We start from the raw sequence: 25,564 nt of genomic DNA, 5'->3' as shown, positions 1-25,564 counted from the left end.
CGCTGTCTTGGCTGGCGAATGATCGGCTTGCGCCTTTATCTCAAAGCTTTATGCCCGCACCATAATGTCTCAATCCGCCGCATTATCGCATCAGGACATGGTTGCCTTGCATGCACGCTCGCATCGCCTGGTGAAGACATCCGGCTTTGCCAGCATTGAAAAGTTCGTTCTCTACCTCATTCATGTGCACCCTTATTTTCGGGCGACGGCGATCGCCCGGGGCAAGGCGGTGCTCGATCTGGGTTGCAACAACGGATATGGCAGCGAAATGCTCGCCTATGCGGCGAAATCGGTCTCCGGCTGCGATGTATCGGAGCGCGCGATTACCGCAGCCAAAGCTCTCACACCGCCAAAGCCGATAGATTTTCGCGTTATCGATGGCATCACACTGCCTTATGCGGATAACTCCTTCGATCTGGTCATGTGCTGCCAGGTTATCGAACATGTGGTGGACAGCGTGGCCTTCCTGGCAGAACTCAAGCGGGTGATGGCTCCGGGCGGCGTGGCGGTTTTCACCACGCCCAATGCGTGTATCAGGCTCGATCCGGGTATGAAGCCGTGGAACAGGTTCCACGTGACTGAGTACACACCAACCGAACTACAGGAATTCATGGGACAGCATTTTCCTCATGTCCGCCTTGCCGGACTCTTCGCAGCTGACGATATCGCCCGGGTTGAGCTGGAGCGCGTTGACCGCAAGCGCATTGCCAGGCGGCAGGGCGGCAAGGGCGCATCCTCGCCCGCGGAGCAGGTGGATGACCGCGAGGCTTTTATCGCAAGCTACGGCGTGCGCGATCTGTATTTCGGACAGGAACAGCTGGAGGCGTCGATAGATCTTGCCGCAGTTTGTGCGCTGGATGGGGACGCGTTGGATGCTGCCTGTAGCGGGCTGGCCGTGAGGAGCGCGGCATGAAGGCACAGCGGCTTTGCCTGACGACGGTATCGACCGATTCCTATCTGGTCGGAACGCTGGTCACCCTTCATTCCTTCCTCGCCACCAATCCGTGGTTCGATGGCGACATCGTGATCATCACCGATGGATTGACGGACGAGAGCAAGCGCCGCCTGGAACTGGTTTATCCAAGGCTGCAATATTTCATAGCGGGCAGCGAATTGATGGACCGCGTGGAAGATGTGGCGCGCGAGAATCCTGAGTTCACGCAATACAAGGCGCGCTTCTTCTCGCTCGAGGCATTCCGCCTGACCGGATATGGCCGCGTCCTGCTGATCGACAGCGACCTGCTGTTCCGTGGATCGATCGAGGAAATGTTCGCGCACACAGAGCCGCTCGTCGCCTGTGGGGACGGCGCCTGGTACAAGGGCGTGACCCGCCCCTGGCTGCCCGAAGGCACACCGATCAGCTCTTTCAATTCCGGCCTTGTTCTAGCCGATTCCACCTGCGTGACGCAGGAGCATTATCTTGGGCTGGTCAATTTCGTCAGCGCCGAAAACTATCGCCTGCCGCATATGAAACTGGCTGACCAGATCGTGCTGAACATCCATTTTGCCGGGCAGGCGACGATTATCGAGCCAAAGTTCAACTACCTGTTGGCGCATGACGAGATGATTCGCGAGGAACATGGCGCGCGCATGGGCGATGCGCTGGTGCTGCATTACAATGGCCGCCACAAGCCCTGGATGATGGATCAGGTGGTTCGCAACGGCCTGCGCCAGCCGGCTTTCGTGAAGGCTTGCGGCCTGTGGTACGAAGCATGGACCAGATGCCTCACCGATATGCACATGCGCGCGCGCCTTGCGGACTAGAAATCCAGGAACTGCACCGCCAGCCGCATCATGCCAAGATAGACCTCGTCACCGTCCAGCGGCTGGGCCAGATCATGCGCCAGACGGGGAACATCCACATAGCGGGCACGGTCCAGCGACGGCCCGCGTTCGGCGATTTCCGGCTGCACCTGTGCCAGCGCTGCATAGAACACGGTGCGCAGGCGGGATACGCGGATCGGCTCCCTCTTTGCCTCGTTGAACCGGATCGTGTCGGGCAGCAGAGGGGCCATCGCATCGCGCATCAGCGCGCGCGGTAATTTCGCCCCCTGATAGAGATCGGGGGGAATGCCATAGGCAAAATCCAGCACTCTGCGATCCAGCAGCGGATAGGCATAGGTGATGCCGCGCCGCGCGCCGCTGATGGCCCAGTCCTCCAGCCGACCGGTGATGGACGTCAGCTTCAGCAGATCGGTCTGTGCCCGGCGATAGCTGGTCAGGGCGACACGGGGCGAGGGCAGCGGCTGCACCCGGTCCACAAAATCCGCACGCAGATAGGAAGCAGCCAGCTGGTCGGGCGTGGGGTGATCGCCTTCGGTCGTTCTCAGCTCTGTCAGGGCGATGCGGAATTGCCGCGCCAGTTCGCGCGGACGCGGCCGGTGCGCCTGTCGCATCAATTTTATCAGGCGCAGATTGCGCAACAACTGCGCGCGGTAACCCCTTCCGTTGAATGATATTCCTTCATCGCCGCCCCAGCCGGACAGGATCAGGTCCACATTGTGGCTGGCCGCATCGCGCTGCACCGCCGCTTCGTGGAACAGGTTGCGCACGTCGGGCTGGCGGGTGCGGTCAAGGCGCAGCAACGCGGCCAGATCCTCTGAACTGGCCTCCGGCGCTGTCACCTGCAGGTTCAGGTGCGCTCTGATGGCTTCGGTCCAGCCGGGTTCGGTCGACGTGTCATCGGCCCCTTCAAGCGGGTGCCATGAATAGCCGAGCGGATCGCTGCGACCGCCTGCGCGCAGGGCCTTTGTGGTGAGCGCCGCCACGCTGGAGGAATCGAGCCCCCCGCTCAGATGCAGCCCAACCTGGCTGGCGCCGCGCAACCTGTCTGCCACCGACTCGGCCAGAATCTCGCGCAGGGCCTCGCAATAATCTTCCTTATTCCTGAACCTCACATCGGGGCCATCATGTGGACGCCAGTATTCCTCCATCTGCTCCGAATCGCGGGTAACGAGCATCCAGTGTGCAGGGGGGAGTTTGCGCAAGCCCTTGAAGTAAGTGCGTTCGAGCGACTGGAAGCGCGGGTCTGACAAGGCTGTCGCCAGAAAGGATTCGTCGCATTCGTCAAAGCCGGGAAGGGCTGCCTGCAACACCGGAATATGGCTCGCAAAGGCGAATCGATCAGGAGTGACCGCATAGAAGAAGGGGCGCGCACCGACATGGTCGCGCGCGCAGAACAGGGTCTTGTTCTCATCATCGTAGATGGCGAAGGCGAAATCGCCCAGCAAGTGCGCCGCACAGCCGGTGCCCCATCGCTGCCAGGCGGCAAGGATGATGGCGCAATCGGGAAGCGAAGGATCAACGCCGAGTTCGGCAGTCAGCCTGGCACGATCATCCAGGCGAGCATCGGCAATAGCTACGAGGGCACCGGACCGGTACAGGACCGCCGATTGCGTTGTCGCAGGTTCTAAAAAGGAAATATCGAGCGGGCCGATGGTTTGAGAGACTGACTTGCGGGAAAATTCCCGAATCAGCGCAGCGGAAATTTCCGCCGCCGGTCTCTCAGGACCAGGCCCTGCTCGATACCAAGTTCCACATATGGGCAACATTCAGATGACGCCCCGTTCAGGCATACGCCTAAAGGACCGCCAATTGGCGCCCTGCTCTAGACCAAATGCAGCCCAGAAGCAGTCACGCCTGAATGGTGATCAAGAAACGTAAATCGTGTCGTCCTGATCGTTGATTGCCGACGGAACGCCGCCGTGAGTGCGCTCAACGGGAAGAATCGCGGTCACCTTGGGAGTGGACCATGCAGGCAGGTTGTTGGTCGTGGTATCGTGAGACACAATCTTGGTCATCTATCAGGTCCTTCTCATTCTTGATGAACTGTCGCTAGCGCACTTTGTTATGCTTGTAAATCAAGCAGACACATACTTGTAGACTAGCGGATGAAATTCGTGGCCTCTTTGCAACTGGTTCGCTGATTCCCAGATAACCGGCAATCTTGCCTCAGCAAAAAGCCAACATGGCCGCTGTGCTGCAGGAGCTTCGAGCATGCCAGAATGCGCGATCGGGTGACACCCGGGTCGAATACCTAAGGTTTTCCAGTCGTTCCTGCGCCTTCAGCCAAGCTCTTCAGCCAAAGTCTTTAGGCAAAGTCTTCAGCCAAAGACTTCAGGCCGCTTCAGGCCGGGCACTTTGGCTGTGGATCATTCGACGGTGTTGTCGACTGACGAGCTATAAGTCTCCCTATTCTTGATGACGAGTGTCCAATCAAGGATCGATGTTGTGTATCAATAGTTTGACGCTATGCCTTAAGGTCAACAAGGGAAAGTTTACCTAATTCCCGAACGAACTCGCCGGTTTCCTTGCGGCAGGTATCCGGATCGACCGAAAATTCGCTGATCAGCCGATCGCAAAGCTCCGCAAAAGTGCTGGGCTCTGCCAGATGTGCCCAGATGCGGGCGCCCATTTCTTCGAAATTGTAGTAATTGCCCGAATCGATGTCCATCAGCGACAGGCCGTTCCCGGTTTCGCTGAAAAGTACCCATTCGTTGCGGGCGATCTTGGTTTCCGGAGTGATTTCCTGCATCAAACTGACTCTTCCTGACTTTGAATTGGCATGCGGCTAGGAAAATGAATAGCCCAGCCTGCCCATCATGCTTTCGTGTGAATTTCTAATCTCTTGCGTTTGCCGGCTTGTCAAACCTGTCTGGCCAGATCTGCTGCGCCCCTGGCGAAAGAAGGCTCTGCCGGCGCTTGGTTTCTCCGAAAAACCGCCTTCCGCCTCCAGGCGCTGAAGTCGGCCAAATCTGGTGCTTTCCACCGCATGGGCAAGCTGCGCCGGATTGGGGCTGATGCCGCAAAAACCGAGCAGGCGCGAGAACTGGCCGGCCGTGTCATCCAGCAAGTCCTCATAACGCATGTGCAGGACCGGTATCTCGCTTTGCGACAGCCAGCTATGTGCATGGCCGCTCCAGCTGCCAAGGCGCTGCGGCACATTGCTGCTTCCGCCATCTTCGCGGTGATCGAGCAGCGCATCGTCATCGGCCATGATGGCAATTGCTTCATCTAAGGAACATCCCAGATGATGGGCAAAGGACGGGGCAACATCGAAGGGGTGACGGGTGATACAGACCGCCCCCGCGCTCGCCATTGCCGGGAACAGCGCCGATCCGTCCGCGCTGCAAATGTACTCACTGTGGACCTTGATGAAGCTGGGCGCAGGAAGTGTCCGGCCCAGTTCGCGGTGCAGCATGGCCTGGAAGGGAAGCAGTTCTTCTGGCGTGTATTCGGCGGAATTGATGGCGGCGTGATCGTCGAGCACCTGCCGTTCGAAAGCGACTGGCCGGCCCACCAGCCGGTTCAGGTCAAACTTCTGCTCGGGATAGAGATATGCGGTGAGCAGGGCACGCAGCCAGGTGTTGCCCGATTTAGGGTATGACGCCAGCCAGACGATGGATTGGCCGGGCGCGAAATGTGCCCTTGCATCCGGCGTCTGTGGCCCGGCGGTCAAGCTACCGCCTCTGCGCCTTGTATATGTGCCAGGATCATCCGCGCCATATCGTCTGGCGGGCATCGCCCTTCCGGACGCGTGACACGCAGGAACTGGGCCGAACGCGCGAGCTGGGCCGCACAGGCGAAGGCGCCTCGATTGAGCTGCATGCCCTTGAGGAACTGCTTGCGGAAATAATAGCGCGACACGCATTCGATCCGGTTTTCCGCCGGAATGTCGCGAATTTCGACATCCTGCCTGCTGGCATTGGTCAGCTGCACAATCGTGCGCACCGGCATCGGTTCGGACGAGAATGCGCTGACCGGCAGGTAATACTTGCTGATGCTGGAGCGGACCTTGCTCAGACCATCGCTCTGCTGGCCAAACACGTCGAGCGAATCCTTCCACAGCCGGATGGCGGGAAAGGCCGGGACAGCCTGCACCGTGCCGTCTTCCAGCGGATGCAGCCCGATCACGTCGTCGGCCAGCATCGGAATGCCCCGCCGCACCAGCGCCGTCAGCAAGGTTGATTTTCCCGCCCCCGAACGGCCCATCACCAGCACCGCACCCTTGGGCGTGGCAATGGCGCTGGCGTGGAGCGGGATCGTACCGCGCTGCATCAGCAGCGCCGCAAGGCCGGAACCCAGGATCATGGACACCAGATGTCCAGCCTCCAGCAAATTTGCCCCTTCGACTTCAATCAGGCGGCCACGGCTCACGATCATCCGGCTCGATGGTCCAAGCGCGATGAGGAAACGGTCTGGCTGCGCATTCCAGTTGCGATAGGCTATTCCCCCGTCGATCGCTTCGGGAACTTCGCCGTGGCGGATCAGAACATCGGGCGCGCTGCCCCCACCTTTGGGAAGCGGAGGCAATTCAATCTCGGACTGGATGGTCAGCCCGAAGGCTGTGTATTCATGCATCGATTGTCACGGATGCCGCTTCCGGAGCATTGGCATAATCGCCTTCGAACACTTCAAATATCAGGTGGATTCGATCCTCCGGGCCATCATTGCGGCCACCATGGCGGATCAGATTATTGACTTCCCACGCCCGGCCGGGGGTCAGGTGGACCTGATCATTTTCAAACAGGAAGTAGGCTTCCGGATTGGTGATCAGCGGCACATGGATCTTGTGCGTGCGCGGGTTCGATCCCGCTCCGTCGCGGTGCAGGTCAATGCCATAGCCGGCAATCAGTTTTGCCAGCATGGCCTTGGGATATTGCGGATTGCGAAAACCATAGCTGGCGCTGGCCGCCTCCATCACCGGCAGCAGAACCGACTTCCAGGCATCCCATGACGGATTGGCATAGAAGGTTTCCGGATCGCGGTTCTGTTTGATGAAGCGAAACACCAGGTGCTGGGTATGGTGGAAACAATCGAAGTCGTTTTCCTTGAGTATATTCTCATTGTGCCAGGTGCGCTTGGAAATCGCCTGCACAACGGCTGTCAGCCGATCCGCATCGACTGCGCCCAGGTCCCTTACCTTTGCCGGCTTCTTGACTATCGGAGCCATCCAACCCTCTCAAAATACCATCAATTTGCGTTACATTGCTGCGGTTATAGGCACAAGCCAGATGGTAATGCCCGGGGCTTTCGCCCATGAATATTTTGGGTTGCACTGGCTTTGCACGAGGCCGAATAGAGGACTCCATGCCAAACGAAAACCCCGCACAATTACCGTCCCGGACTATTGCTGCAGACAAGCCCGTGTCTGCAGCAATGGATGAAATGGCAGAAGCGCTTTTCGCGCCGCTGGGCGTGGCGGGCTTCCTCGATGGCCACTGGGGCCGCGAAATGCTGCACCTTGCAGGGGACGCAGACAGGTTTGCCGCGCTGGTGAACTGGGATGACATCAACCATGCGCTGGACACGCAGCGACTTGAATCGCCGCGGCTGCTGATGGTGCGGGGCGGCAAGCCGATCCCCGATCACCGGTATATGAAACGCATTGGCGAACAGGCATGGATCGATCCGGGCAAGGTCTCTGCATTGCTGTCTCAGGGCGTGTCGCTGGTACTGAGTTACTGCGATGAGATATTCCCCGCAGTCCGCGATCATACCGATGCGGTGGCCCGGCAATTTCGCGCCCATGTGAACTGCAATCTCTATGCCGGATGGCGCACCGATCCGGGGCTGGCGCTGCATTGGGACAAGCACGATGTGATTGTGCTTCAGGTGGCAGGCCGGAAGAGGTGGACGGTCCATCGGCCGACCAGGCCCTCTCCCCACCGGGATGACCCGGTTGCCGCGCCTCTGCCGGAAGGGGAACCGGTGTTCGATCAGGTTCTGGAGCAGGGGGGGCTGCTGTATCTTCCGCGCGGCTGGTGGCACTGCGCCTATCCGCTGGATGAGCCGAGCCTGCACCTGACATTCTCGGTCCAGAACCCGGCCGCATTCGATTTCCTGTCGTGGTTCCAGCGGCGCCTGCTGGCTGAACCTGTTGTGCGGCAGGACCTGCCCGTAGCCGGCGATGCCGCGCAGCTGGGTGATTTTGTTGCCGAGCTGAAAAGCGCAATCGACAGCCATTTCAATGAGGCAGCAATGGCGGATTTCATCGCCCACTGGGAAGCTGACCGGCGCGCGCGTCCACGCTTCCGCCTGCCCAATGTCGCCAGCCTGCCCGCGGGCGGCATTTGCGCTTCCACCCGTATCAGGCTGGCAGCGCAGCGCGGCCTTGCTCCGCTGGCGGACATCTCCACCGGCGCGCTGTCTGTGCTGGCAGGAGACCGCGACTGGCCGTGCAGCCGCGCGGCAGGCGAGGCGCTGGCACGGCTGGATGCGGTGGAGGAGACATCGTTCGCCACTCTGGCACAAGGGCTGGACGATGCCGTAACGCAGGAACTGGCGCGTATTCTTCAGGGCATGGCGCTGGCCGGCGTGGTGTTCTGCGATGCCGGAGAGCTGGACGGCTGAAGACGGCTGAGGGCGACCTAGATCAGCTCGTAACCGAAATGGGCGAGCAGATCGCGGTGCTGGCTGAACACCGCATTCGCCGCAGCGATATCGGCAGGTGTGAGCCTTTCGATCTGCTCGGCGTTCATGTCGCGCAGCGGCTCGTCATAGATGCCCTTTACCGTCTGCCGCTTCACCAGGTCGAGATCGTCCAGTCCGGGCACCAGGGCACGAATTTGTGCGCCCGCGTTTGCAGGATCGGCGCATAATTCCTCGTAGCTAACGGTCATGGAGATATCGGCGTGCTGCGCAGCATTGTCCTTTTGCCGGGCCATGCAGGTTATCAGATGGCGCGCGCCGATGCTGGCAAGATCGCCGGGGTCGGCAATGTGGCTGCGCCTGCGTCTGCGCAGGATACCTTCCAGCGCCGCATAGGGGTTGCGCACCATGATGATGAAGGAGGTGTTGGCAAAGGCCGCGCGCAGGTCATCCGCCAGCATCAGGAACGGCGGCGCCTTGGTGATGAAGACGCTGGCCGCCGGGTCCTCGGCCGTCGCCTGAAGATACCAGACCCGCTTGTTGCGCTGCCAGTCATAGGCGGCAGAATCGGTGAAGTGGCTCAGGCTTTCCTCGCTCGCGGCCCAGATCAGCGGCCACTTGGTGCGCATGGTCGAAGGGCCGGCAAAGCCGAACGTATGCTGCCCCTCGCGCTCCAGGCTCCACACCTTACTGCATCGCCCGATGGCCTGCGAGAGGAAGGTTGAGCCGCTGTTGTTGGGGCACAGCAGGAACAGGTGATGCCTGATGGCACTGGCGCGCTGATCATAAAGGGTACTGGCGCTCTGGGTCGCGGCTTCCATTACATCAGTCTCCGTGACCGCGGGGATGGCGCACGAAGCAAGACAAGGGGGTGAACTTGCGGCTCTCTCGCCCGCCGGTGAGCCACACGGAACCCGCCGTTACCCATGCGTGCGCCTTCATGCCCTCAGCTTCATCCTCCGCCACGCCGAAATGCAATGCGCTGGCGATCCCGAAAATCCGGCAAGACCATTGTGCGGTCAGCGCCTGTGCGAAGCAATCGGATCGCCAGGGCAGGTATTTGGCCACTGTGCGGATGGACAGGCCAAGCGCACGGGCGCGGCGTTCTGCCTGCGGGCCGATGGAGGTGGAGCACGAAATGGCCCCGGCGTTCTCTCCAAGGGCAGGCGCAATGTCCCGGAACGGCTTGCTGGCGATGCGGGTGGCGGCGAAGGCAAGCATGCAAAAGGACGGGAACAGCCACGCGATTGCCAGCGGAGGAAGGCTGGCAAAGGTGCCGAGCTTGCGAACAAGCGCCGGGCCCGATGGCCGTGGACCTGTTGCCGTCACCGGATCGACCGGGGGCGTGGGGGTTTGCTTGGTCTGCGGCACGGGCCGGGCATTATGCCGGGATGGCCGTTTTTGCCAAATGCTTTGTCGTCTTGAAGGTCGCACAGGCTGGCGGGGGAACGCCCAAACCGGGATCAGCCCTGCTTCTGCCGCCGCCTGAACCAGACGACCAGCCGCAGGGGAATATAGAGAAAGGACAGCGCGCGCGGCAGGCGAAAGCTGGCGACAATATCCGGCTCAAACAGGATGGAGCCAAGCAATGATCGGCGATAATCCCAGTCATTGCGCAAATGGAAAGTGGTGGTGGTAACCCGCGTCTGGCCAAAATTGCGCATCCGGTCATCGGGATCGGCCAGCACCTGCAGCGATCCTGTTTCCAGCTGCGCCAGCCGCGGATCTTCCTCACGCATGCGCAGCACACCGGCGGGCAGTTCCTGCTGCCAGAAGCGGTGGCACAGCAGCAGGGCCAGCGCGGCGCAGCGCTCAACCCGATATTTGCGCGCATGGTCCACCATCTGCTCGATTTCCGCCACGCTGCATCCCACCAGCAGGGCGCGCAGGTCCGCCAGCCATTTCAGCCTGTGCCACAGCGTGGTCGCCTCGTGCACGGCCAGATAGACGAACAGGTCCTTGCGCGTGAAAGTGCGAAACTGCGTTCCGGCCAGCGAGACGGCGTTGGTCGCCCGGGCGATGGTGAAGCCGGGGAGCAATGCCTCGGGCGTCTTGAGCCGGTGGTGCAGTTCCACCCGAAGCCCGCGACCATGCCTGATCAGGGTCACATCCTTGCCGCCAAGCCGCCACAGATCCATCCGCCGCTCACCCCACGGCGGCTCCGTGCCGACAAGTGCGAAGTCCTGTTCCCCCAGCAGTTTTCGCGCTGCCGCGAAGTTTTCCCAGTCGACCATCAGATCAAGATCAATCGACTGGCGCATCCCCGGATCACCATAGAGATACTGGCTGAGGACCGGCCCCTTGAGCATGATCGCCTCGATCCCGTGGGAGGCCAGCAACTCGATCAGTTTGCGCCCTTCGCGGGCAATCGCCAGCGCCTGCATCTTGTCCTGCTGCGCACGTTCCAGCAGCCTGTCAGGCAGATCGACCCCGGCACAGGTCAGGCCATCGAGCGCGATTGGCGCCATGCGGTGGCGATCGACCAGATCCATTAACGAAGGCCCGGATGTGACTGGCCCCATTGCGCCCGGTACTGCGGCAGCTTCACGAATGGCGGCATTGCGGGCATCGCTGCGGGGCCAGTCGGCACAGGCCACCAGCAGCCGGAAAGCCGGGCTGGCAACAAGTTCGCCGTGGGCCAGATTGCTCATTGTGTGCCGCCACGGGTTGCCACGATGCGCCCGCCGTCCATCATGATAATCCGGTCGCAGCTGGCCAGACTTTCGGCGCGGTGGGCGACAATGATGATGGTGGGCCGGTTTTCCAGCGCCTCCAGCCGGTCGAACATCTCGCGTTCGGATGCAATATCGATCGCGCTGGTCGCTTCATCCAGGATCAGGAAACCGGGTTTGCGCAGCAGAGATCGGGCCAGCGCAATGCGCTGCCTCTCGCCGCCTGAAATTACCGCTCCGGATTCGCCCAGCCGCGTGTCCAGCCCATCATGCATTGTGCGAACAAGATCGGCGATGCCAACCAGTTCCAGCGCATCCCAGATTTCGCCCTCGGGCAGCGGCTGCGGGGTCCACGAAAGGTTGGCGCGCAGCGTATCGTTGAACAGATAGACCTGCTGGCCAAGGTAAGAGAGGTTGCGCCGCCACCCGGCATAGCCAGCCTCGTCCAGCGGCTTGCCGCCCACCAGCATGCGGCCAGATTGCGGTTGCAGCAGCCCGGCCATGATATCCACCAGCGTGCTCTTGCCCGCGCCCGATGGCCCTTCGATGCCAAGAAATTCGCCACGCTTCACGGTCAGCGAAAGCGGGCCTGTCCCGCCGCCATCGCGGTGACGGAAGTTGACATCTTCCAGCGTCAGCTCTCCATCGATTACCTTGGCCTCGCTAGCGGGCACGGGGCTGGGCGGCGGCAATTGCTCGCGCATTTCCAGCACTGAGAGGAAACTGGGCAGGCCATACAGCAATTGCTGCATGTTCTGCTGCAATTGCAGCACGGGTCCGGTGAGACGGGAGAGGATCACGACAATGATGATCAGGCTGGCCGGATCGACCTTCATCAGGAAGCCGCCCAGCACCAGCCCGGATGCCACCAGCGCTGTGGTGGTGGAAAACACCCGGCGCGAGGTCGATTGCCTGACCTGGAAGGTCAGCTGGCTGTCCATCACCCGTTCCTGCACGCGCTTGAATTCGCTGATGAACCAGCCCTGCGCCTCCTGCGCCAGCGCGGTCTTGAGGCCAGAGAGCAGGTTCTGCGTGCTGTTCATCATGTCCTTGGCGGACCCGCGCACTTCGCTGCCCAGCTCAAAGGTGTTTTTCTGGGTGATCCACAGGAACAGGCCGCCCAGCGCCAGAAATACCAGCAGCAGCAGGACCAGATCGGGCGCGAGCGATACCGCGATCACCAGGTTTACCGCCACCATCAGCGCCGCAACCACGATCCTGATCAGGCTTTGCGCCGCCGCGACAGAGCGGGATACATCGTTGGTGATGAGCGAATGAACGCGCGCGTGGCTGATCGTCACCAGCGTGCTCCAGCCGGAATGGGCGAGGCGATTGACCACTTCGATCCGCTCTGCCTTGGCAAAGCCGAGCTGGATTTTGCCAATGGTGACATCGCGCATGTGCATCACCTGTGCGCGGGTTACGGCGGCGATCACGAATATGGCCAGCAGCACCAGCAATTGCCCGTCAGAGCTTGTTACGCCCAGCCAGCCCAGCGCATCGCCTGCGATATTGTCCAACGGGCCAGAGACGATCACGCCCAGAATGGGAACGAGCAGGATCAGTCCCACGCCATCAAGCACGGCCGCGCCCAGCATCAGCAGGGCGGCGAACCACGCATAGCGTCCGGCATAGCCCATGATGCCGCTGGCCAGCCGGCGGATCGCCTCTATCCGGGTAAGGGTTGTGGGTGCGGGATTGTCCATCATCTGCCCGGTCACACGGCCATTGCCGCGCCGCACAAGGGGATCATGCGGGCGGCAGCGCAGGCGAGGGGCGTGCACGGGCAGAGCCATGTTGCCGCCGAATACGGTTTGCCATCGGTCAGCACGCGCATTTCCTCATGTATCGCCCAACCCCCATGACCATCACCGCAGCATGGGCGCATGGCCCAATTGCGCGATTAAGCCGCGCGGCGCGATATGTCATGACGCAACTGGCAAAGCAAATTGTCCGGGCAGGCAAGGCGTATGGATGGGGTTTGGCCGCGATGCGCTATCCTCCTGAACGGGCAGGCAATCTTGCCCTGCGCCGGTTGTTGCGTCCATATGGCTGGCAGGTTGCTCTCAAGGCCCGTGGGCGGCCCTCTGACATATCCCAGGGAAGTGCGCGCAAATGGCTGTAACCATCGTTGGCGAGGCAATGCTTGAATATCACAGCAGCAATGCGCGCAGCGGGCTGTGCTATGGTGGGGACACTCTGAACACGGCGATCCACCTGGCTCGGCTGGGGCATGACGTGCGCTATGTCACCGCGCTGGGGACAGATCCGGTCAGCGATGCGCTGGTCGCTGCCTGGCGGGATGAGGGCATCGATACACGCTTCGTGCTGCGCCATCCGGAGAGGCATCCGGGCATCTATGCCATCCACCTCGATGAAACGGGAGAGCGAAGCTTCCTTTACTGGCGAGACAACAGCGCGGCGCGGGACATGTTTGCGCTGCCCGGCATGGATGCTGCGCTGGAGGAAGCGCGGGCCAGCCGCTTGCTCTATTACAGCCTGATCACGCTGGCGATCCTGCCCGAACAGGCGCGCGAGGCCTTGTTCGGCCTTGCACAGAGCGTCCGCCAGCGCGGGGGCGACGTTGCCTATGACAGTAATTACCGCACGAATTTGTGGACCTCTGCGGCTGAAGCGCGTGCGATCTCAGCACGCGCGGCCAGCGGTGCCACAATTGGCCTGCCCACCGATGGCGATGAATGCGCACTGGCGGGGGAGGATTTGTCGGAGGAGGAAATCGCTAGGCGCTGGCTCGATCTGGGGTGCCGTGATGTGGTGGTAAAGGCGGGGGCGGAAGGCTGCCTGTTTGCCCGTCAGGGAGAAGCTGCGGTCCATTTTCCGGCCGAGAAACTGGCGATGGTGGATGCCAGCGGGGCGGGCGATGCCTTCAACGCGGGCTATCTGTCAGGCTGGATGAACGGCGGGCAGACCGCCGCCGCCATCGCCAGCGGTCAGGCACTGGCGGGCTGGGTCATTCGCCGCAGCGGGGCCGTGCCCGTGCGGGACGATGCGGCGCCTTACGGCGCAATTGCCTGACCGGGCGCATGGCCCGGCCAGGATTGCGCATTACAGGGACCAGCCGAAAGCCAGCCCGAAGGACGTTTCCGCCAGATAGACGGCAGCCTCGCCGCCGCCATAAGGGGCGGGGATGGAGCCGGCACCGGCCACATCATTGCGCGGTGCGCGCATGGCATAGGCGGTCAGTTCCTTGCCCGATCCGATATCCAGCGTGGCGCCGAGCGTGAAGTGATCCTGCACAACGCCGGGAGCCAGTATGTTGAGGAAAGTCTCGCTCGACGGGACCGGATTGTCCGACCGTCCATAGCCACCGCGCACGGTCAGCGTGTCGCTCACCTGATATGCCGCGCCCAGCTTGAACACGGTCACATCGTCCCAGCCAAAACCGGGACCGCCAACTGCGCCAAACGGGACATTGGCGAACAGCGGGGCCAGCGGCGTGCCGACGGAGGTGACGTCCGAATATTCAATGCGCTTCACATCGGCAGCCAGGGTCAGCCGCTCTGTCGGCTGGATGGCGATGCCTGCGCCATAGGATGAGGGCACGTCGAATGATCCGTGGTCGGAGAACAGGCCGGCATAATTGTCGAACTTCGAAGCCCAGATCTTCGACTGATAGAACGCGCCGATGCGAATGCCCTTGGTCACCTGACCCAGATAGCCAACGCGGAAGCCTGCGCCAAAGGACCAGTCAGTGCCATTGTTGGTGAAATTGGCGGGGTCTGCGGACGCCGCAGAAAACGGCTGGATGCCGGTGACGCGAAAGCCCTGAACCATGGCGATGGGAGAGACGCCGAGCGATTGCCCCTCGGCGAATTCCACCGCGACGGTGGGAGTGATGAAGACCTGCTTCAGGTCGACACCGGCATTGCCGGTGGCGCCAAAAGGACCGAACGGGTTGGTTTCATACACGGTGTTCATGCCGCCATTGGCATTGATCGCCAGGCCAACCGAAACGCTGTCTGACAGCGGGCGGACATAGGCGAATTCGGGCAGGAGGAACGGATTTGCGCCATTGCCACTGAAATTGCCGTCAAGCCCTGCGCCATTGCCGCGAATGGTGGCACCGCGATCGGGAATGAACACTTCAACGCCAATATCCAGCCGCTGGTCCAGCTCGGTCGCGGCGGCGGGATTGCTGGCGATGGCCAGCGCTTCCTGCGGCAGGGCAATGGCTGCGCCGCCCATGCCTTTGGACTTTGCTCCGATGCCGTTGAGGAAATAGCCATCGGTTGCCAGCGCCGGAGTGGAAGTCAGCACCAGCGCCGCAGCGCTGGCAGCAAGAAGGGTGCGCGCACTGGCGATGTTCGGGAAATTTTTCATGATAGACCCTGTTATGTTCTGCGGGCCACCGGCCCCGTTGGTGCGCGATATGGGATTTTTGCGCTGCAACAAGAAGGAAGAAAGGCTTGCGGGAGGCTTAGCAAGACTTGACCCCGCAATTTCAGCCGTCGGTAAATACCGGCAAATCAACCTGCCGCCACTGGAAAACGCGCTGGCGCGTCGCTACATGGGTTTTGTGGGCGAGAAGATTGAAACTGATCCTGATCCGTGGGTAGCCGGGCTGATTGAATCGAGCCCCATCGCATCGGTTATCAGCAATCCGCGCCTGCCGGATAATCCCATCATCGCCTGCAATCAGGCTTTTCTCGATCTGACCCAATATCCGGCGGAGGATGTGCTCGGGCGCAATTGCCGTTTCCTTGCAGGACCGGGCACCGAACCATGGCTGACCGCAGCTATCCGCGATGGCGTCAAAGAGCATAAGCCGGTGTTGGTGGAAATTCTCAATTACAAGAAAGACGGCACGCCCTTCCGCAATGCGGTGGTGGTCGCCCCCATCTATGATGCACGGGACGAGCTGATCTATTTCCTCGGTTCTCAGGTTGAGCTGGATGAGGATGCGGCCGGACCAAGCCTGACCAGGCGTGTGCGCGCGACGGAGAAGATCCGCGGATTGTCACCACGCCAGCTGGAAGTGCTGCAAATGGTGGCGGGTGGCCTGCGCAACAAGCAGATCGCTTATGAGCTGGGCCTGTCGGAAAAGACGGTGAAAATGCACCGCGGCATCGCCATGGAAAAGCTGGGCGTGCAGACCGCGGCGGACATGATCAGGCTGGCTGTTGAAGCGGGTATCTAGACCGTGCCCCCGCTGGCCGGTGTTACCCGGCCTAAGGTCCATGTTTCAATCTACCCGAATCAGGCGCAAAAACATCATGCATCGTGATCGGGTTACTGCGGAACCTTCCCCCTCTTTGGTCCGCTCCCTCCATCCCACCTTATCCGGTCACGATGCTCTTTTTTGCTGCAGACCCGGCCAAAGGTCCGGTCTTGCGCTCCCCTTGTTTTGATCGCAGGTTCAGAGCCTGACTATGACCAGCAATTTCCCCGGTGAAATATCAGGCGATCGCCTGAAGGTGTGGCATGACGGTGCCTGCCCGCTTTGCCAGCGGGAAATTGCCATCATGCGGCGGCTCGATCGGGGCGGGAATATCGACTTCATCGATGCGGCGCAGGCCGATGACGCAAGCTGCCCGCTGAGCAGGGAAGACCTGCTGGCGCGGTTTCATGCGATGGAGAATGGCCAGTTGCTGTCAGGCGCGGCGGCATTTGCGGCCATGTGGCGGGCTATTCCGGTGCTGCGCCCTTTTGGCCTGCTGGCCCGCTGGCGGCCGATGCTGTCCGTGATGGAGGCAATCTACCTCCGCTTCCTGACAATCAGGCCCCGTTTGCAGCGCATGTTTCGCTGAACTGCGGGGATGGGCGCATTCGCCTCACCAATGCACGCCGATCAAACGAATATAACTCAAACGAAAACAGGGGCCCCGTTAGGGACCCCTGCTTCGGGTACCCGGCGATGTGCCGGAGACTGATTAGTTGCCAGCGCGGCGTGCAGCAGCAGCAACAGCTTCCGTGGTCGGGTTGCCGAGCGAAAGCTCGCGGCCGTTCGGGAAGCGGATTTCCGCAGCCGAAGCGCGGGTGTCACCATCGCGAGCCTGGAAGGCATCCACGATGATATCCGTGCCCGCGGGCAGGGAGTTTCTGTTCCAGCCGCGACGCAGCAGAGCCGACGGAGCACCGCCTTCAACGCGCCAGCGCTCGGTGCGACCGCCACGGGTCACATCGATGTGGATCCAGGAGTGGGGGTTAACCCACTCGAACATCACAACCTTGCCTTCCAGACGGACAGGCTTGTTGCGGTCGAACTCGGTGGCGAACGAGTGGTGCGCAGCTGCGCCTACACCCGTTACCGCCAGCACCGCGCCAATCGCGGCAGCGCTGAGCTTCTTGATATGCATGGCAGGTAACTCCTTAGTTTCACGAATCATGATGTCTTGCGGGACGTCAACGTGAGTGTTCTATCACTCGCCGCCTTGGCCCTCGATTAAGTCGCCGTACAACAGCTGTTCAGAAAACGGGACACACTTGAATTCAAGCAGTTGGGCGTTTTCTTCGACATGACGGTACAGCGGCATGCGGATCGTCCACGGACGGGTGTAGATCGAGGGATCCTCAATCGTCACTTCGTAGTTGATGTGGTTTTCACCCATCTTGGTGAAGCGTTCCACAACCGTCGCATGGTTGGTCAGATAATTGCCTGCACGGTCGAGCCAGGTCACGCCATCGACCATTTCACCGGCCGGCAGCTTCACCAGGCCGGGGCCCTGTGCAAGCGTGGTAACAACAAGCGTGTCACCATCCCACTGACCGTAGGAAGTGCCCATCCAGGTATCGATCGGCGGAATGCCGACTTCCTGCATGTGAACAACGCGATTGGCCGATGCATATTCATAGGCCATCAGGATGTCGTCATTGTTGCCCTGGATGATCTGGAACGGGAAGGGCATGTAGCTGGCGCGGGGAATACCCGGCAGATAGCAGGCAGCTTCCGGATCGTAATTGATCACGTTCGACTGGTTATATTCCAGACGTTCCTTGGCAGCATCGTTGTAAGGAATCTCGCCGCCTTCAATCACGCCGAGACCGGCGGGAATGGCACCGATTGCGCCCAGCAGGCGATCAGCCACCGGGTTGCTCTGCGCATTATGCGGCTCAAGGCTCCAGTTGGCGGTGTTCATCGCCTGCCAGATGCCGTTGAGATTCGGCTTGCCGTCAATCGTAGCCATCGCCTCTTCGTGATGGTCGGCAAAAGCAGGTGCGCCAACAGCCATAAGGGCCACCGTTGCTACTGCCATCGAAAATTTCTTAATCCCCCGCATAACCTCTCCTGTATGCAAAAATCACTGTCCGAGCGAATACACCATAATAACGCCACTGGCGTTGATGGCGACATATTGTTTGCCGTCGCTACCCCGATAAGTCATCGGATTGGCGTTGGCATTTCCATTGAGCGTGGTCTCCCATAGCTGCTCTCCGGTATCTGCGTCAAAGGCGCGGAACCGATGATCGTTTGTCGCGCCCACAAAAACCAGGCCACCTGCCGTAACTGAAGGACCGGCAGAACCGGCATTCCCCAGCAATTGGCGACCTTCGGGCTGGTCTTCATAGATTCCCAGTGGAACCGCCCATTTGATTTCACCAGTATTGGCATCGATCGCGGTCAGGCGAGCCCATGGCGGCTTGTAGCACGGCGCGGATACGCCGACCGCACGGCCATTCTCGTCATATTCCCCGCTAAGCGGTGCCTGGAAGGAGAAAAACGGCCCCTTTCCATCCACGCTCGCCCGGTCATAGGGCGGGGCGGACGTGGCATCGAAACTATAGGGCTGGTCTCCCTGCACGCGCTCCACCCAGCCAACCAGCGAGGTGTCGATAGCGTTGACATAGACCATGCCGTTGGTCGGGTTGGCCGTCGGGCCGCCCCAGTTCACGCCGCCAATCCCGCCCGGAAGCTGGATCGTGGAGCGTACCGGAGAACCTTCAGCGCGGTACATGAAGGGCGTGAAGATGCCCTGATTCTGATATCCGCCCGCAGTATCCCACATGTCGCGGCAGGCCTGGGCATGCGCTTCATTGGTGTCTTCAGCGGTCACGATATCATCGTAATACATGGTGGTGCGGCTGAGCGGCGGGGTAACCTGCGGTATCGGCTGCGTGGGGCTGTAATATTCACCCGGAACATCGCCGCGCGGAACGGGCACCTCGGCCACTTCGTGAACGGGTTCACCAGACTTGGCGTCGATCACGTAGAACAGGCTGGACTTGCCGACATTGGCCAGCGCCATGTGCCGGTTGTTGCCCCGACCGACCGGGATCAGCGGTCCGGCGTGCGACATGTCGATATCCCACAGATCGTGATGCACGGTCTGGAAATGCCATTTGTATTCGCCGGTCTCCATATCCACCGCGACAATCGAGTTGCCAAACAGGTTGGAGCCGGGGCGATCGCCGCCGTAATAGTTGTGCGCCGGACCTGCGATAGGCAGATACGCGGTGTCGGTCGAAGTATCGACCGTGGCCATGAAGCCCCACATATTGGTGCCGCCGCGGTCTTCCCATCCATTGCCCCACGTCTCATGGTAAGGCTGGCCCGGATCGGGTGTGGTGTCGAATTCCCACATCTTCTCGCCAGTGATGACGTTGAAGGCGCGGGGATTGCCGGCGGGACCCTGCGGATTCTCCAGAGAGGACGCACCGATGATCGCGACATTGCCGTTGATTGTGGGTGTACCGCCATAGCCGATGCCGACATCGACCATGCCGCCATTGCCGAAACTTGAAACCAGTTCACCCGTGGCGGCATCCAGAGCGACCATGTTGCTGCCGCTCATTACCAGAATGCGCGGGGCCATATTGCCCTGGCCGGCCCAATAGCCGACGCCGCGACTGGAAAATCCGCCGGCACCGGGAGCCTGACCGGGAGTGCTGGCCGCTTCATGCACCCAGATTTCCTCACCCGTGGCGGCATTGAGCGCAACCACACGGGCCTGGGCGGTGATATACATATTGCCGTTCACCACCACCGGAACGGCGGTGTTGAAGGCGCGCAGGGGATAGGTCCATGCCTGCTGCAGATTGCCGACATTGCCGCGGTTGATTTCAGTCAGCGGGGAATAACGCGTGGCGGCCAGATCGCGGTTGATCGTGCGCCAATCGCCATCCGGAATGCTCTCCTGCGCGATCACGCCGGTGGCACTGGTAGATGCCAGCAGCGCTGCCAGACAGAGGCTCTTCGCCATCCGCATAAATTACTCTCCCGCCTTGCCGGATAAGGACGGTCTGATGACCGCTCCCAAGCAAACTTGTTGATTCTGTCCTAAAGGCCCATCCATCTTTTGACAATGGCCTCCCGCCTGCCGTACCTGCGCAGCGCGGGAGCTTTTTTGCAAGATTATGTTCCTTCGCCTTGAACTTGTCCGCTTTCCGTTGCGAATTGCGGTATGAATGTCGAGTTGGAGTTTGTGACAAATTGTCGCGATTCGTCTCACATGCGGGGAAAGGCTTGGCCAGACGACCTGGTGGCGCTAGCGGGTTTGCGCCAAATCAAGGTTATCTTGCCGGTGTCCACGCAAATGCGTGATGGTGAGCGCTATAAGAGGGGATTTTATACATGTTCGATTTGCTATTTGGCATAACAGAATGGCTGAGGACGACCGTGCTTCTCGATTTTGCCTTCTGGCTGATGGAGACTCCTCTCAGCCTGTTTATGGTTGAGAACTTCTGGATGGTGCCGCTGGCACAGGTCTTTCACATTCTGGCCATTGGTGCTGCCTTTGGTACCACGCTCCTGCTGACGGTTCGTATCAACCGCAGCACAGGTGCCAGCCAGACTGTCAGCGAAGCTGCAGCACGCTATTGCGGCTGGACCTGGTGGGGCCTGCTGGTGATCATCCTCAGCGGCGTTTTGATGGCGACTGCTGAACCGATCCGCAACATGGTCAACGCCGTGTTCTGGATCAAAATGGCCCTGATCATCGTGACTGTCCTGATCACGCTCGGCTTCCAGAAGTCCGTGCGCGCCAAGGCCGCAGCCGCTGGTGCTGCATTCGTGGCCAGTTCGGGAATGCGCACGACCTCGATCCTTATCGTTATTCTCTGGTGCGTAATCATACTGTGCGGTCGCTGGATCGCCTACGTTCCGGTTTGAGGGGGAAGATTTTCAAATGATGTATCCTGAACCGACCAATATCTGGGAATCGATCGAGTATTCCTCCTTCGGTGTTTCCATCGCTGAAAGCCTCTGGGCGTTCCCCACGATCGAGACGGTCCATGTGATTGCTCTTGTCACCGTGATCGGCACGATCCTGGTCATGGATCTGCGCATGCTGGGGCTCGCCTCCACAAATGTGCTGGTTTCCAAAGTGTCCGATGACACGCTGAAGTGGACCTGGATGGCATTCGTCCTGGCTGCCATTACCGGCACGCTGCTGTTTATCAGCAAGGCCAGCACCTACATGGTCAACCCGTACTTCCTGGTGAAGATGGGCGTGATGGCCGTGGCCGGGCTCAACATGGCCCTGTACCACTTCGTCACCTCCAAGGATCAGGCCCAGTGGGATGGCGCAGCCTCCCCGCCGAGCAAGGTCAAGATTGCGGCTATCGTCTCGCTCACATTGTGGCTGGTGGTTGTTTTCTGTGGCCGCGCAATCGGCTTCACGCTCGGCATCTATTACTGAACTGAAACCCGCACGCAAAAGCGCGCACAAAAAGAAGGCCGCCCCGTCAAGGGCGGCCTTTTTTGTGCCTGCGATCCGGGCTGAACTGTGCTTCGGCTATTCGCCCTCAGGCAGGGCGAAGACATAGATCGAGGAGCTGTTGACCGGGGGAACCGGCAGCTCCGGCGTGAAATTGGGCAGGCCGAATGCCAGCGGATTGCCCATGCCGGTGACCACGGCGATATATTGCCGCCCGTCCACCGCATAGGTGATGGGAGACGCGTTGGGCACGCCGGTCAGCCCGGTGCGCCACAGCTGCTCACCCGTCTGCTGGTCATAGGCGATGAATTCGCGGTCCATGGCGCCGGTAAACAGCAGTCCGCCCGCAGTGCCCAATATGCCCATGTCATAGGGTGCGCGGCGGCGCGTTTCCCACTGAACTTCGCCAGACTCCATGTCGATGGCCTGCAGGAAACCGTAATTGCCATCGCTGTCTGCCGGGGCTGAATAGAACACGTCCACGCCGCTGGACAGGAAGCCGTTTTCCGCCGGGACCAGCTCCATGCAGGTATCGCGCGCATTCACGAACAGCTGGTGGGTCTGCTGGTTGAAGCTGGTCGGGCTCCAGTTGCGGCCACCGCCTGCGTGCGGACACATGAACACATTGCCCTTGTCACGACCCGGCAGCAGCGCCGGATCGGGGGTCTTGCGTCCGGTAACCGGATCGATGGCGATGATGAAGTCCTGAAAGCCCATGTCGGCAGTATCGATATAGGCGCCGGTTTCGGCATCCAGCGTATCGAACAAGCCTTCCTTGCCGCCGGTCATCACCACGCGGCGCGGTGTTCCGTTGACGTCGATCGTGCCGATCACCCGTTCGAACACCCAGTCCAGATCATACTGATCGTTGGGCATATGCTGGTAATACCACACCAGTTCACCCGTACGCGGGCGGAAGGCGAGCGTGGAATTGGTGAACAGGCCATCATTGTTCATGCCCGGCTGCATATCGCGCAAGGGGCCGGTGTCATAGGTCTGCGCGACGCCCCACAGCGCCAGGCCCGATTCGGCATCGAACGTGCCGGAGGTCCACACAGAGCCGCCGCGCCGTTCATCATCGGGTATGCCGTTCCACGTGTCGCCGCCGGGTGTGCCGGTCTTGGCGACGGTGTCGAAGGTCCACAGATGCTCGCCCGTTGCGGCATCGAAGGCGGCGATCAGACCGCCGCCCGGTTCGGTTGTGGCAAGGCCGTTCATGACCACGCCATCGGCCACCAGCGGGCCGCCATTGTTGCGAAAGCCGGGACGATCGGTGATCGGCACATCCCACACGGGCCTGCCGGTGCGCGCGTCCAGCGCGATGATATGCAGATCGGAAGTGGAGGCGATCAGCATGTCGTCCCACAGCGCCATGGTCTTCTTGGACAGCGGCGATGTGCCTTCGGGCAACTGCCGCTGATACCGCCACAGGGGCCGTCCACTGGCCGCATCGAAGGCGAAAATCTCGTCCCCGAAGCCGAACACATACAGCACGCCGTCGCGCACCAGCGGCTCATTCATGTTGGCGCCGGCGGGCAGGGCCTGCGCCCAGGCGATGCCCAGCTGGCCAATATTGTCACGGTTGATCTGCGCCAGCGGAGAAAAGCCCTGGCCATTGTGCCCGCGCCGCCAGGTCAGCCAGTCTTCGGGGGCCGGATTGGCGAGTTCTGCGGGGGTGACGGGCGCATAATTGGCAAAGCGATCTATCGGCACCGGCCCTGCCGGAAGCGGATGATTGGCCGAAATACCGCCGATACCCAGCGCATTCTGCTCCTCTGCCGAAGGGGCAGGGGGCATGACAGAGGCAAGACCGCGGCCAACGGGCTGGGCCAGCTCGCCGCCATTTTCGTCCACGATCAGGGCAACCAGCGCGGCATAGGCGTCATCGGACAAGCGTCCGCTGCCACCCGGCGGCATGGAGGTGCGGACATAGGCTTCCAGATCGCCAACGGGCACATCGCCCCAGTTGGCCAGGAACGCCGGACCTTTCAGCGCCGCAGCGAACTGTCCGCCAGAAAGCCCCTCTCCGTGGCAGGCGGCGCAATTGGCGGCGTACAGGGCACGGCCATCAGCGACCTGGCCGGCAAAGCTGATGGACCCGTTCTGGGCCCTTGCGCCCTGGGCCCTTGAGCCCTGGGCCATAGTCCCCTGGGCCGTCGCAACCATGCCAAGCATGGCAACGCCAGTAGCAGAGCCCATCAGGACCCTTCTCAATACCGCCAAATTCCCCTCCCCTTATGCGCCGCGTCAGCCGCCGCTGGAGATTCCCAGCGGGACAGCCACGCGGTCATGGAACAATGCCTGATACAACGCATCCTTCGCTTCGCCCAGCCACGGTCCGCGGCCAGAGCCGTCGGCATCGAGGCGCATCACCTCATTGGGACCAAGCTCATTCATGCTGGGCCAATGGGGCAGGCCATCGCCATTGGGATTGCCGGTGCGGGCAAAATTGACCCAATATTGCGAAACCTGGTCGGCAAAGGCTTCCTCACGCGGGTTACCGCACATCAGTTCCACCGACGATCCGCCGGGGAAGGTGCGCGGGGCGCACAAATTGTTGAAGACATAAGGAATTTCGCCCGTATGCGCCGCGCCCAGATTGCCCCGATCAGGATCGTAGAGCGGATCGTGGGTGAAGTAATAATGATAGGAGTTCTGGCCGATCTCTGCCTGATATTCGGCAAACTGGCGCATGTGCCAGCTCATCGCATCGGAGAACGGCTGCACGGACTGCACGGCCGCTTCGGCATCGGTGCTGGCGGGGTAGGCGGCGCGGCCCAGCTCCACATGCGAGCCATAGCGCATGGCTTCGCCCTGCATCCATGCCTCAAGCGTGGTCGGCGGACCGAATGCCGCGGTGAAGGAGCCTTCGTCCTCGTTGGAGCCGACCAGTACGTCGACCGGGTTTTGGCGTCCTTCGGCAAAGGTGATCGACAAGTCTTCGGGAATGATGTGCCCGTCGACGATCATGCCCGCGCCGCGCAGCTTCTGATGGATTTCCGTCGCTGGAATCGCGCGCAATTCGGCCAGGGACGTGGTGCCGAACTGCTCCTGCGCCTGCGTCAGCGCCTGCTGCTCGGCCCGCTCACGCGGCGTCATCAGGGCAATGTTGAGGCCCATCCATGCGCCGCTTTCCGATATGGCGCGGTGGATCAGGCCGCGTGCGGGCGGAGCGCCTGCAAGCCCGCCATTCATCGCTGCCCCGGCGCTTTCACCAAAGATGGTGACGCGGCTGGGATCGCCGCCGAATGATTCGATATTGTCGTGGATCCACTGGAACACGGCGATTGAATCGCCCAGCGCCTGGTTGCCCGATGCGCCATAGGGCGATTCGGCGGTAAGTTCCGGGTGGGAGAAGAAGCCGAGCGAGCCCACACGGTAGTTGAAGGTGACCATAACCACGCCTTTGGCGGCGAGTTGGTCGCCCTGGCTGAACGGGGCAGAGCCACCGCCTTCATTGTAGGCGCCGCCATACAGCCACACCATCACCGGCAGCTTCTCATCGGCGCTGGTCGCCGGAGTCCAGACGTTGAGATAGAGGCAGTCCTCGGAAATGCCGGGGCTGTCCGGCATGTCGGTGGCGGAGTTGACCGGGAAGCGATCGGGCGCGGGGTTCTGCACGCAGCTGTCCCCCCACTTGCTGCCATCGCGCACGCCCTGCCAGCTGGCGGCAGGCTGCGGCTGCTCCCAGCGCAGATCGCCCACTGGCGGCGCGGCAAAGGGAATGCCCTTGAACACGGTGATGCCGTCCAGCTTGCCGGGAACGCCCTGGATCAGGCCCTGCTGCGTCATCACCGGAGCGGTGGCGATAGAGGCGGACGTGGTGCCCGCTTCAGTGGTGGCGCAAGCTGCGACAGAGGCGAGCAGCGCACAGCCAAGTGCGGTTTTCCCGAAGGCAAGTTTCATGAT

At 61.2% G+C, this 25,564-nt stretch carries 25 protein-coding genes; 9 read left to right on the top strand and 16 right to left on the bottom strand.

Features of this window, described 5'->3' with window-relative positions; all coding sequences use genetic code 11:
• The first annotated feature begins 64 nt into the window (after positions 1–64).
• Positions 65–913, top strand: a complete 849-nt coding sequence (locus ABDZ98_RS13210) for a class I SAM-dependent methyltransferase (protein ID WP_343808833.1) — start codon at positions 65–67, stop codon at positions 911–913.
• The gene (locus ABDZ98_RS13205; protein WP_343808831.1) at positions 910–1,764 is read left to right on the top strand and encodes a glycosyltransferase family 8 protein; all 855 of its coding nucleotides are present in this window, start codon (positions 910–912) and stop codon (positions 1,762–1,764) included. Before ABDZ98_RS13210 ends, ABDZ98_RS13205 begins: the two co-directional genes overlap by 4 nt.
• Here the strand turns inward: ABDZ98_RS13205 and ABDZ98_RS13200 are convergent.
• The 6 genes from ABDZ98_RS13200 to ABDZ98_RS13175 form a co-directional block, all read right to left on the bottom strand.
• Positions 1,761–3,551 (bottom strand): asparagine synthetase B family protein, encoded by a 1,791-nt coding sequence (locus ABDZ98_RS13200; protein WP_343808829.1) that lies wholly within the window; start codon positions 3,549–3,551, stop codon positions 1,761–1,763. The genes ABDZ98_RS13205 and ABDZ98_RS13200 overlap by 4 nt on opposite strands.
• Positions 3,552–3,650: 99 nt before the next feature.
• Positions 3,651–3,800 (bottom strand): hypothetical protein, encoded by a 150-nt coding sequence (locus tag ABDZ98_RS13195; protein ID WP_343808827.1) that lies wholly within the window; start codon positions 3,798–3,800, stop codon positions 3,651–3,653.
• 449 nt (positions 3,801–4,249) lie between these two features.
• Complete coding sequence (locus ABDZ98_RS13190) at positions 4,250–4,534, bottom strand: PqqD family peptide modification chaperone (RefSeq protein WP_343808825.1); 285 nt, start codon at positions 4,532–4,534, stop codon at positions 4,250–4,252.
• Positions 4,535–4,570: 36 nt separating this feature from the next.
• Positions 4,571–5,458, bottom strand: a complete 888-nt coding sequence (locus ABDZ98_RS13185; RefSeq protein WP_343808823.1) for a sulfotransferase domain-containing protein — start codon at positions 5,456–5,458, stop codon at positions 4,571–4,573.
• Positions 5,455–6,360, bottom strand: a complete 906-nt coding sequence (locus tag ABDZ98_RS13180) for a phosphoenolpyruvate carboxykinase (ATP) (protein WP_343808821.1) — start codon at positions 6,358–6,360, stop codon at positions 5,455–5,457. Before ABDZ98_RS13180 ends, ABDZ98_RS13185 begins: the two co-directional genes overlap by 4 nt.
• Entirely contained in the window at positions 6,353–6,952 is a 600-nt protein-coding gene (locus ABDZ98_RS13175) for an aspartyl/asparaginyl beta-hydroxylase domain-containing protein (RefSeq protein WP_343808819.1), read from the bottom strand. The genes ABDZ98_RS13180 and ABDZ98_RS13175 overlap by 8 nt, the downstream gene beginning before the upstream one ends.
• Positions 6,953–7,167: 215 nt before the next feature.
• Here ABDZ98_RS13175 and ABDZ98_RS13170 point away from each other — a divergent pair, with 215 nt between their 5' ends.
• A complete protein-coding gene (locus ABDZ98_RS13170; protein ID WP_343808817.1) occupies positions 7,168–8,352 on the top strand; it encodes a cupin domain-containing protein in 1,185 nt (394 codons plus the stop codon).
• A 17-nt stretch (positions 8,353–8,369) separates the two neighbouring features.
• On the opposite strand, the gene ABDZ98_RS13165 is transcribed toward ABDZ98_RS13170, so the two are convergent.
• The 4 genes from ABDZ98_RS13165 to ABDZ98_RS13150 all read right to left on the bottom strand — a co-directional run bounded on the left by ABDZ98_RS13165 (position 8,370) and on the right by ABDZ98_RS13150 (position 12,826).
• Positions 8,370–9,191 carry a sulfotransferase gene (locus ABDZ98_RS13165; RefSeq protein ID WP_343808815.1) on the bottom strand — a complete coding sequence of 274 codons (822 nt, stop codon included), beginning with the start codon at positions 9,189–9,191 and terminating at the stop codon, positions 8,370–8,372.
• Between the two features lie 4 nt (positions 9,192–9,195).
• Entirely contained in the window at positions 9,196–9,741 is a 546-nt protein-coding gene (locus tag ABDZ98_RS13160) for a lasso peptide biosynthesis B2 protein (RefSeq protein WP_343808814.1), read from the bottom strand.
• Between the two features lie 92 nt (positions 9,742–9,833).
• Positions 9,834–11,021, bottom strand: a complete 1,188-nt coding sequence (locus ABDZ98_RS13155) for a nucleotidyltransferase domain-containing protein (RefSeq protein WP_343808812.1) — start codon at positions 11,019–11,021, stop codon at positions 9,834–9,836.
• Positions 11,018–12,826: an ABC transporter ATP-binding protein gene (locus ABDZ98_RS13150; protein ID WP_343808810.1), complete on the bottom strand. Its 1,809-nt coding sequence runs from the start codon at positions 12,824–12,826 to the stop codon at positions 11,018–11,020. Before ABDZ98_RS13150 ends, ABDZ98_RS13155 begins: the two co-directional genes overlap by 4 nt.
• A 77-nt stretch (positions 12,827–12,903) precedes the next feature.
• Between ABDZ98_RS13150 and ABDZ98_RS13145 the strand changes: the two genes are divergently transcribed.
• Together ABDZ98_RS13145 and ABDZ98_RS13140 are read left to right on the top strand one after the other, a co-directional pair.
• Positions 12,904–13,167: a hypothetical protein gene (locus ABDZ98_RS13145; protein ID WP_343808808.1), complete on the top strand. Its 264-nt coding sequence runs from the start codon at positions 12,904–12,906 to the stop codon at positions 13,165–13,167.
• Entirely contained in the window at positions 13,158–14,078 is a 921-nt protein-coding gene (locus ABDZ98_RS13140) for a sugar kinase (RefSeq protein ID WP_343808806.1), read from the top strand. The genes ABDZ98_RS13145 and ABDZ98_RS13140 overlap by 10 nt, the downstream gene beginning before the upstream one ends.
• Positions 14,079–14,108: 30 nt before the next feature.
• Here ABDZ98_RS13140 and ABDZ98_RS13135 read toward each other — a convergent pair whose 3' ends face one another.
• The gene (locus tag ABDZ98_RS13135) at positions 14,109–15,383 is read right to left on the bottom strand and encodes an OmpP1/FadL family transporter (RefSeq protein ID WP_343808804.1); all 1,275 of its coding nucleotides are present in this window, start codon (positions 15,381–15,383) and stop codon (positions 14,109–14,111) included.
• Between ABDZ98_RS13135 and ABDZ98_RS13130 the strand changes: the two genes are divergently transcribed.
• Positions 15,349–16,200, top strand: a complete 852-nt coding sequence (locus tag ABDZ98_RS13130) for a LuxR C-terminal-related transcriptional regulator (protein WP_343808802.1) — start codon at positions 15,349–15,351, stop codon at positions 16,198–16,200. The two genes, ABDZ98_RS13135 and ABDZ98_RS13130, sit on opposite strands and share 35 nt — an antisense overlap.
• Before the next feature lie 232 nt (positions 16,201–16,432).
• Positions 16,433–16,810 carry a thiol-disulfide oxidoreductase DCC family protein gene (locus tag ABDZ98_RS13125; protein ID WP_343808800.1) on the top strand — a complete coding sequence of 126 codons (378 nt, stop codon included), beginning with the start codon at positions 16,433–16,435 and terminating at the stop codon, positions 16,808–16,810.
• A gap of 123 nt (positions 16,811–16,933) precedes the next feature.
• On the opposite strand, the gene ABDZ98_RS13120 is transcribed toward ABDZ98_RS13125, so the two are convergent.
• From ABDZ98_RS13120 to ABDZ98_RS13110, 3 genes are all read right to left on the bottom strand, one after another.
• Positions 16,934–17,359, bottom strand: coding sequence for a DUF6152 family protein (locus tag ABDZ98_RS13120; protein ID WP_343808798.1), 426 nt, complete (start codon positions 17,357–17,359; stop codon positions 16,934–16,936).
• 63 nt (positions 17,360–17,422) lie between these two features.
• Positions 17,423–18,256, bottom strand: coding sequence for a hypothetical protein (locus ABDZ98_RS13115; protein ID WP_343808796.1), 834 nt, complete (start codon positions 18,254–18,256; stop codon positions 17,423–17,425).
• 45 nt (positions 18,257–18,301) lie between these two features.
• Positions 18,302–20,200: an outer membrane protein assembly factor BamB family protein gene (locus ABDZ98_RS13110; protein WP_343808794.1), complete on the bottom strand. Its 1,899-nt coding sequence runs from the start codon at positions 20,198–20,200 to the stop codon at positions 18,302–18,304.
• Positions 20,201–20,571: 371 nt separating this feature from the next.
• Between ABDZ98_RS13110 and ABDZ98_RS13105 the strand changes: the two genes are divergently transcribed.
• Complete coding sequence (locus ABDZ98_RS13105) at positions 20,572–21,108, top strand: DUF6644 family protein (RefSeq protein WP_343808792.1); 537 nt, start codon at positions 20,572–20,574, stop codon at positions 21,106–21,108.
• A gap of 16 nt (positions 21,109–21,124) precedes the next feature.
• Positions 21,125–21,637, top strand: coding sequence for a DUF6644 family protein (locus ABDZ98_RS13100; RefSeq protein ID WP_343808790.1), 513 nt, complete (start codon positions 21,125–21,127; stop codon positions 21,635–21,637).
• Positions 21,638–21,733: 96 nt separating this feature from the next.
• Here the strand turns inward: ABDZ98_RS13100 and ABDZ98_RS13095 are convergent, their stop codons facing one another.
• Both ABDZ98_RS13095 and ABDZ98_RS13090 read right to left on the bottom strand, forming a co-directional pair.
• Positions 21,734–23,797: an outer membrane protein assembly factor BamB family protein gene (locus ABDZ98_RS13095; protein ID WP_343808788.1), complete on the bottom strand. Its 2,064-nt coding sequence runs from the start codon at positions 23,795–23,797 to the stop codon at positions 21,734–21,736.
• Between the two features lie 105 nt (positions 23,798–23,902).
• Complete coding sequence (locus tag ABDZ98_RS13090) at positions 23,903–25,561, bottom strand: carboxylesterase/lipase family protein (protein WP_343808786.1); 1,659 nt, start codon at positions 25,559–25,561, stop codon at positions 23,903–23,905.
• Positions 25,562–25,564 lie beyond the last annotated feature (3 nt).

Source organism: Alteraurantiacibacter aestuarii (assembly GCF_039523595.1).
In the GTDB taxonomy this organism is placed as follows: Bacteria; Pseudomonadota; Alphaproteobacteria; order Sphingomonadales; family Sphingomonadaceae; genus Alteraurantiacibacter; species Alteraurantiacibacter aestuarii.
This window is presented reverse-complemented; position numbering and strand designations above follow the sequence as displayed.

Excerpts from the sequence above, each read along its gene's own strand:
- ABDZ98_RS13195 (WP_343808827.1), bottom strand. The coding sequence starts at position 3,800 with ATGACCAAGATTGTGTCTCACGATACCACGACCAACAACCTGCCTGCA.
- ABDZ98_RS13095 (WP_343808788.1), bottom strand. The coding sequence starts at position 23,797 with ATGGCCCAGGGCTCAAGGGCCCAGGGCGCAAGGGCCCAGAACGGGTCC.
- ABDZ98_RS13165 (WP_343808815.1), bottom strand. The coding sequence starts at position 9,191 with ATGGAAGCCGCGACCCAGAGCGCCAGTACCCTTTATGATCAGCGCGCC.
- ABDZ98_RS13180 (WP_343808821.1), bottom strand. The coding sequence starts at position 6,360 with ATGCATGAATACACAGCCTTCGGGCTGACCATCCAGTCCGAGATTGAA.
- ABDZ98_RS13140 (WP_343808806.1), top strand. The coding sequence starts at position 13,158 with ATGGCTGTAACCATCGTTGGCGAGGCAATGCTTGAATATCACAGCAGC.
- ABDZ98_RS13125 (WP_343808800.1), top strand. The coding sequence starts at position 16,433 with ATGACCAGCAATTTCCCCGGTGAAATATCAGGCGATCGCCTGAAGGTG.
- ABDZ98_RS13110 (WP_343808794.1), bottom strand. The coding sequence starts at position 20,200 with ATGGCGAAGAGCCTCTGTCTGGCAGCGCTGCTGGCATCTACCAGTGCC.
- ABDZ98_RS13155 (WP_343808812.1), bottom strand. The coding sequence starts at position 11,021 with ATGAGCAATCTGGCCCACGGCGAACTTGTTGCCAGCCCGGCTTTCCGG.
- ABDZ98_RS13190 (WP_343808825.1), bottom strand. The coding sequence starts at position 4,534 with ATGCAGGAAATCACTCCGGAAACCAAGATCGCCCGCAACGAATGGGTA.
- ABDZ98_RS13175 (WP_343808819.1), bottom strand. The coding sequence starts at position 6,952 with ATGGCTCCGATAGTCAAGAAGCCGGCAAAGGTAAGGGACCTGGGCGCA.
- ABDZ98_RS13205 (WP_343808831.1), top strand. The coding sequence starts at position 910 with ATGAAGGCACAGCGGCTTTGCCTGACGACGGTATCGACCGATTCCTAT.
- ABDZ98_RS13170 (WP_343808817.1), top strand. The coding sequence starts at position 7,168 with ATGGCAGAAGCGCTTTTCGCGCCGCTGGGCGTGGCGGGCTTCCTCGAT.
- ABDZ98_RS13100 (WP_343808790.1), top strand. The coding sequence starts at position 21,125 with ATGATGTATCCTGAACCGACCAATATCTGGGAATCGATCGAGTATTCC.
- ABDZ98_RS13090 (WP_343808786.1), bottom strand. The coding sequence starts at position 25,561 with ATGAAACTTGCCTTCGGGAAAACCGCACTTGGCTGTGCGCTGCTCGCC.
- ABDZ98_RS13135 (WP_343808804.1), bottom strand. The coding sequence starts at position 15,383 with ATGAAAAATTTCCCGAACATCGCCAGTGCGCGCACCCTTCTTGCTGCC.
- ABDZ98_RS13105 (WP_343808792.1), top strand. The coding sequence starts at position 20,572 with ATGTTCGATTTGCTATTTGGCATAACAGAATGGCTGAGGACGACCGTG.
- ABDZ98_RS13120 (WP_343808798.1), bottom strand. The coding sequence starts at position 17,359 with ATGCATATCAAGAAGCTCAGCGCTGCCGCGATTGGCGCGGTGCTGGCG.
- ABDZ98_RS13115 (WP_343808796.1), bottom strand. The coding sequence starts at position 18,256 with ATGGCAGTAGCAACGGTGGCCCTTATGGCTGTTGGCGCACCTGCTTTT.
- ABDZ98_RS13145 (WP_343808808.1), top strand. The coding sequence starts at position 12,904 with ATGACCATCACCGCAGCATGGGCGCATGGCCCAATTGCGCGATTAAGC.
- ABDZ98_RS13200 (WP_343808829.1), bottom strand. The coding sequence starts at position 3,551 with ATGTTGCCCATATGTGGAACTTGGTATCGAGCAGGGCCTGGTCCTGAG.
- ABDZ98_RS13210 (WP_343808833.1), top strand. The coding sequence starts at position 65 with ATGTCTCAATCCGCCGCATTATCGCATCAGGACATGGTTGCCTTGCAT.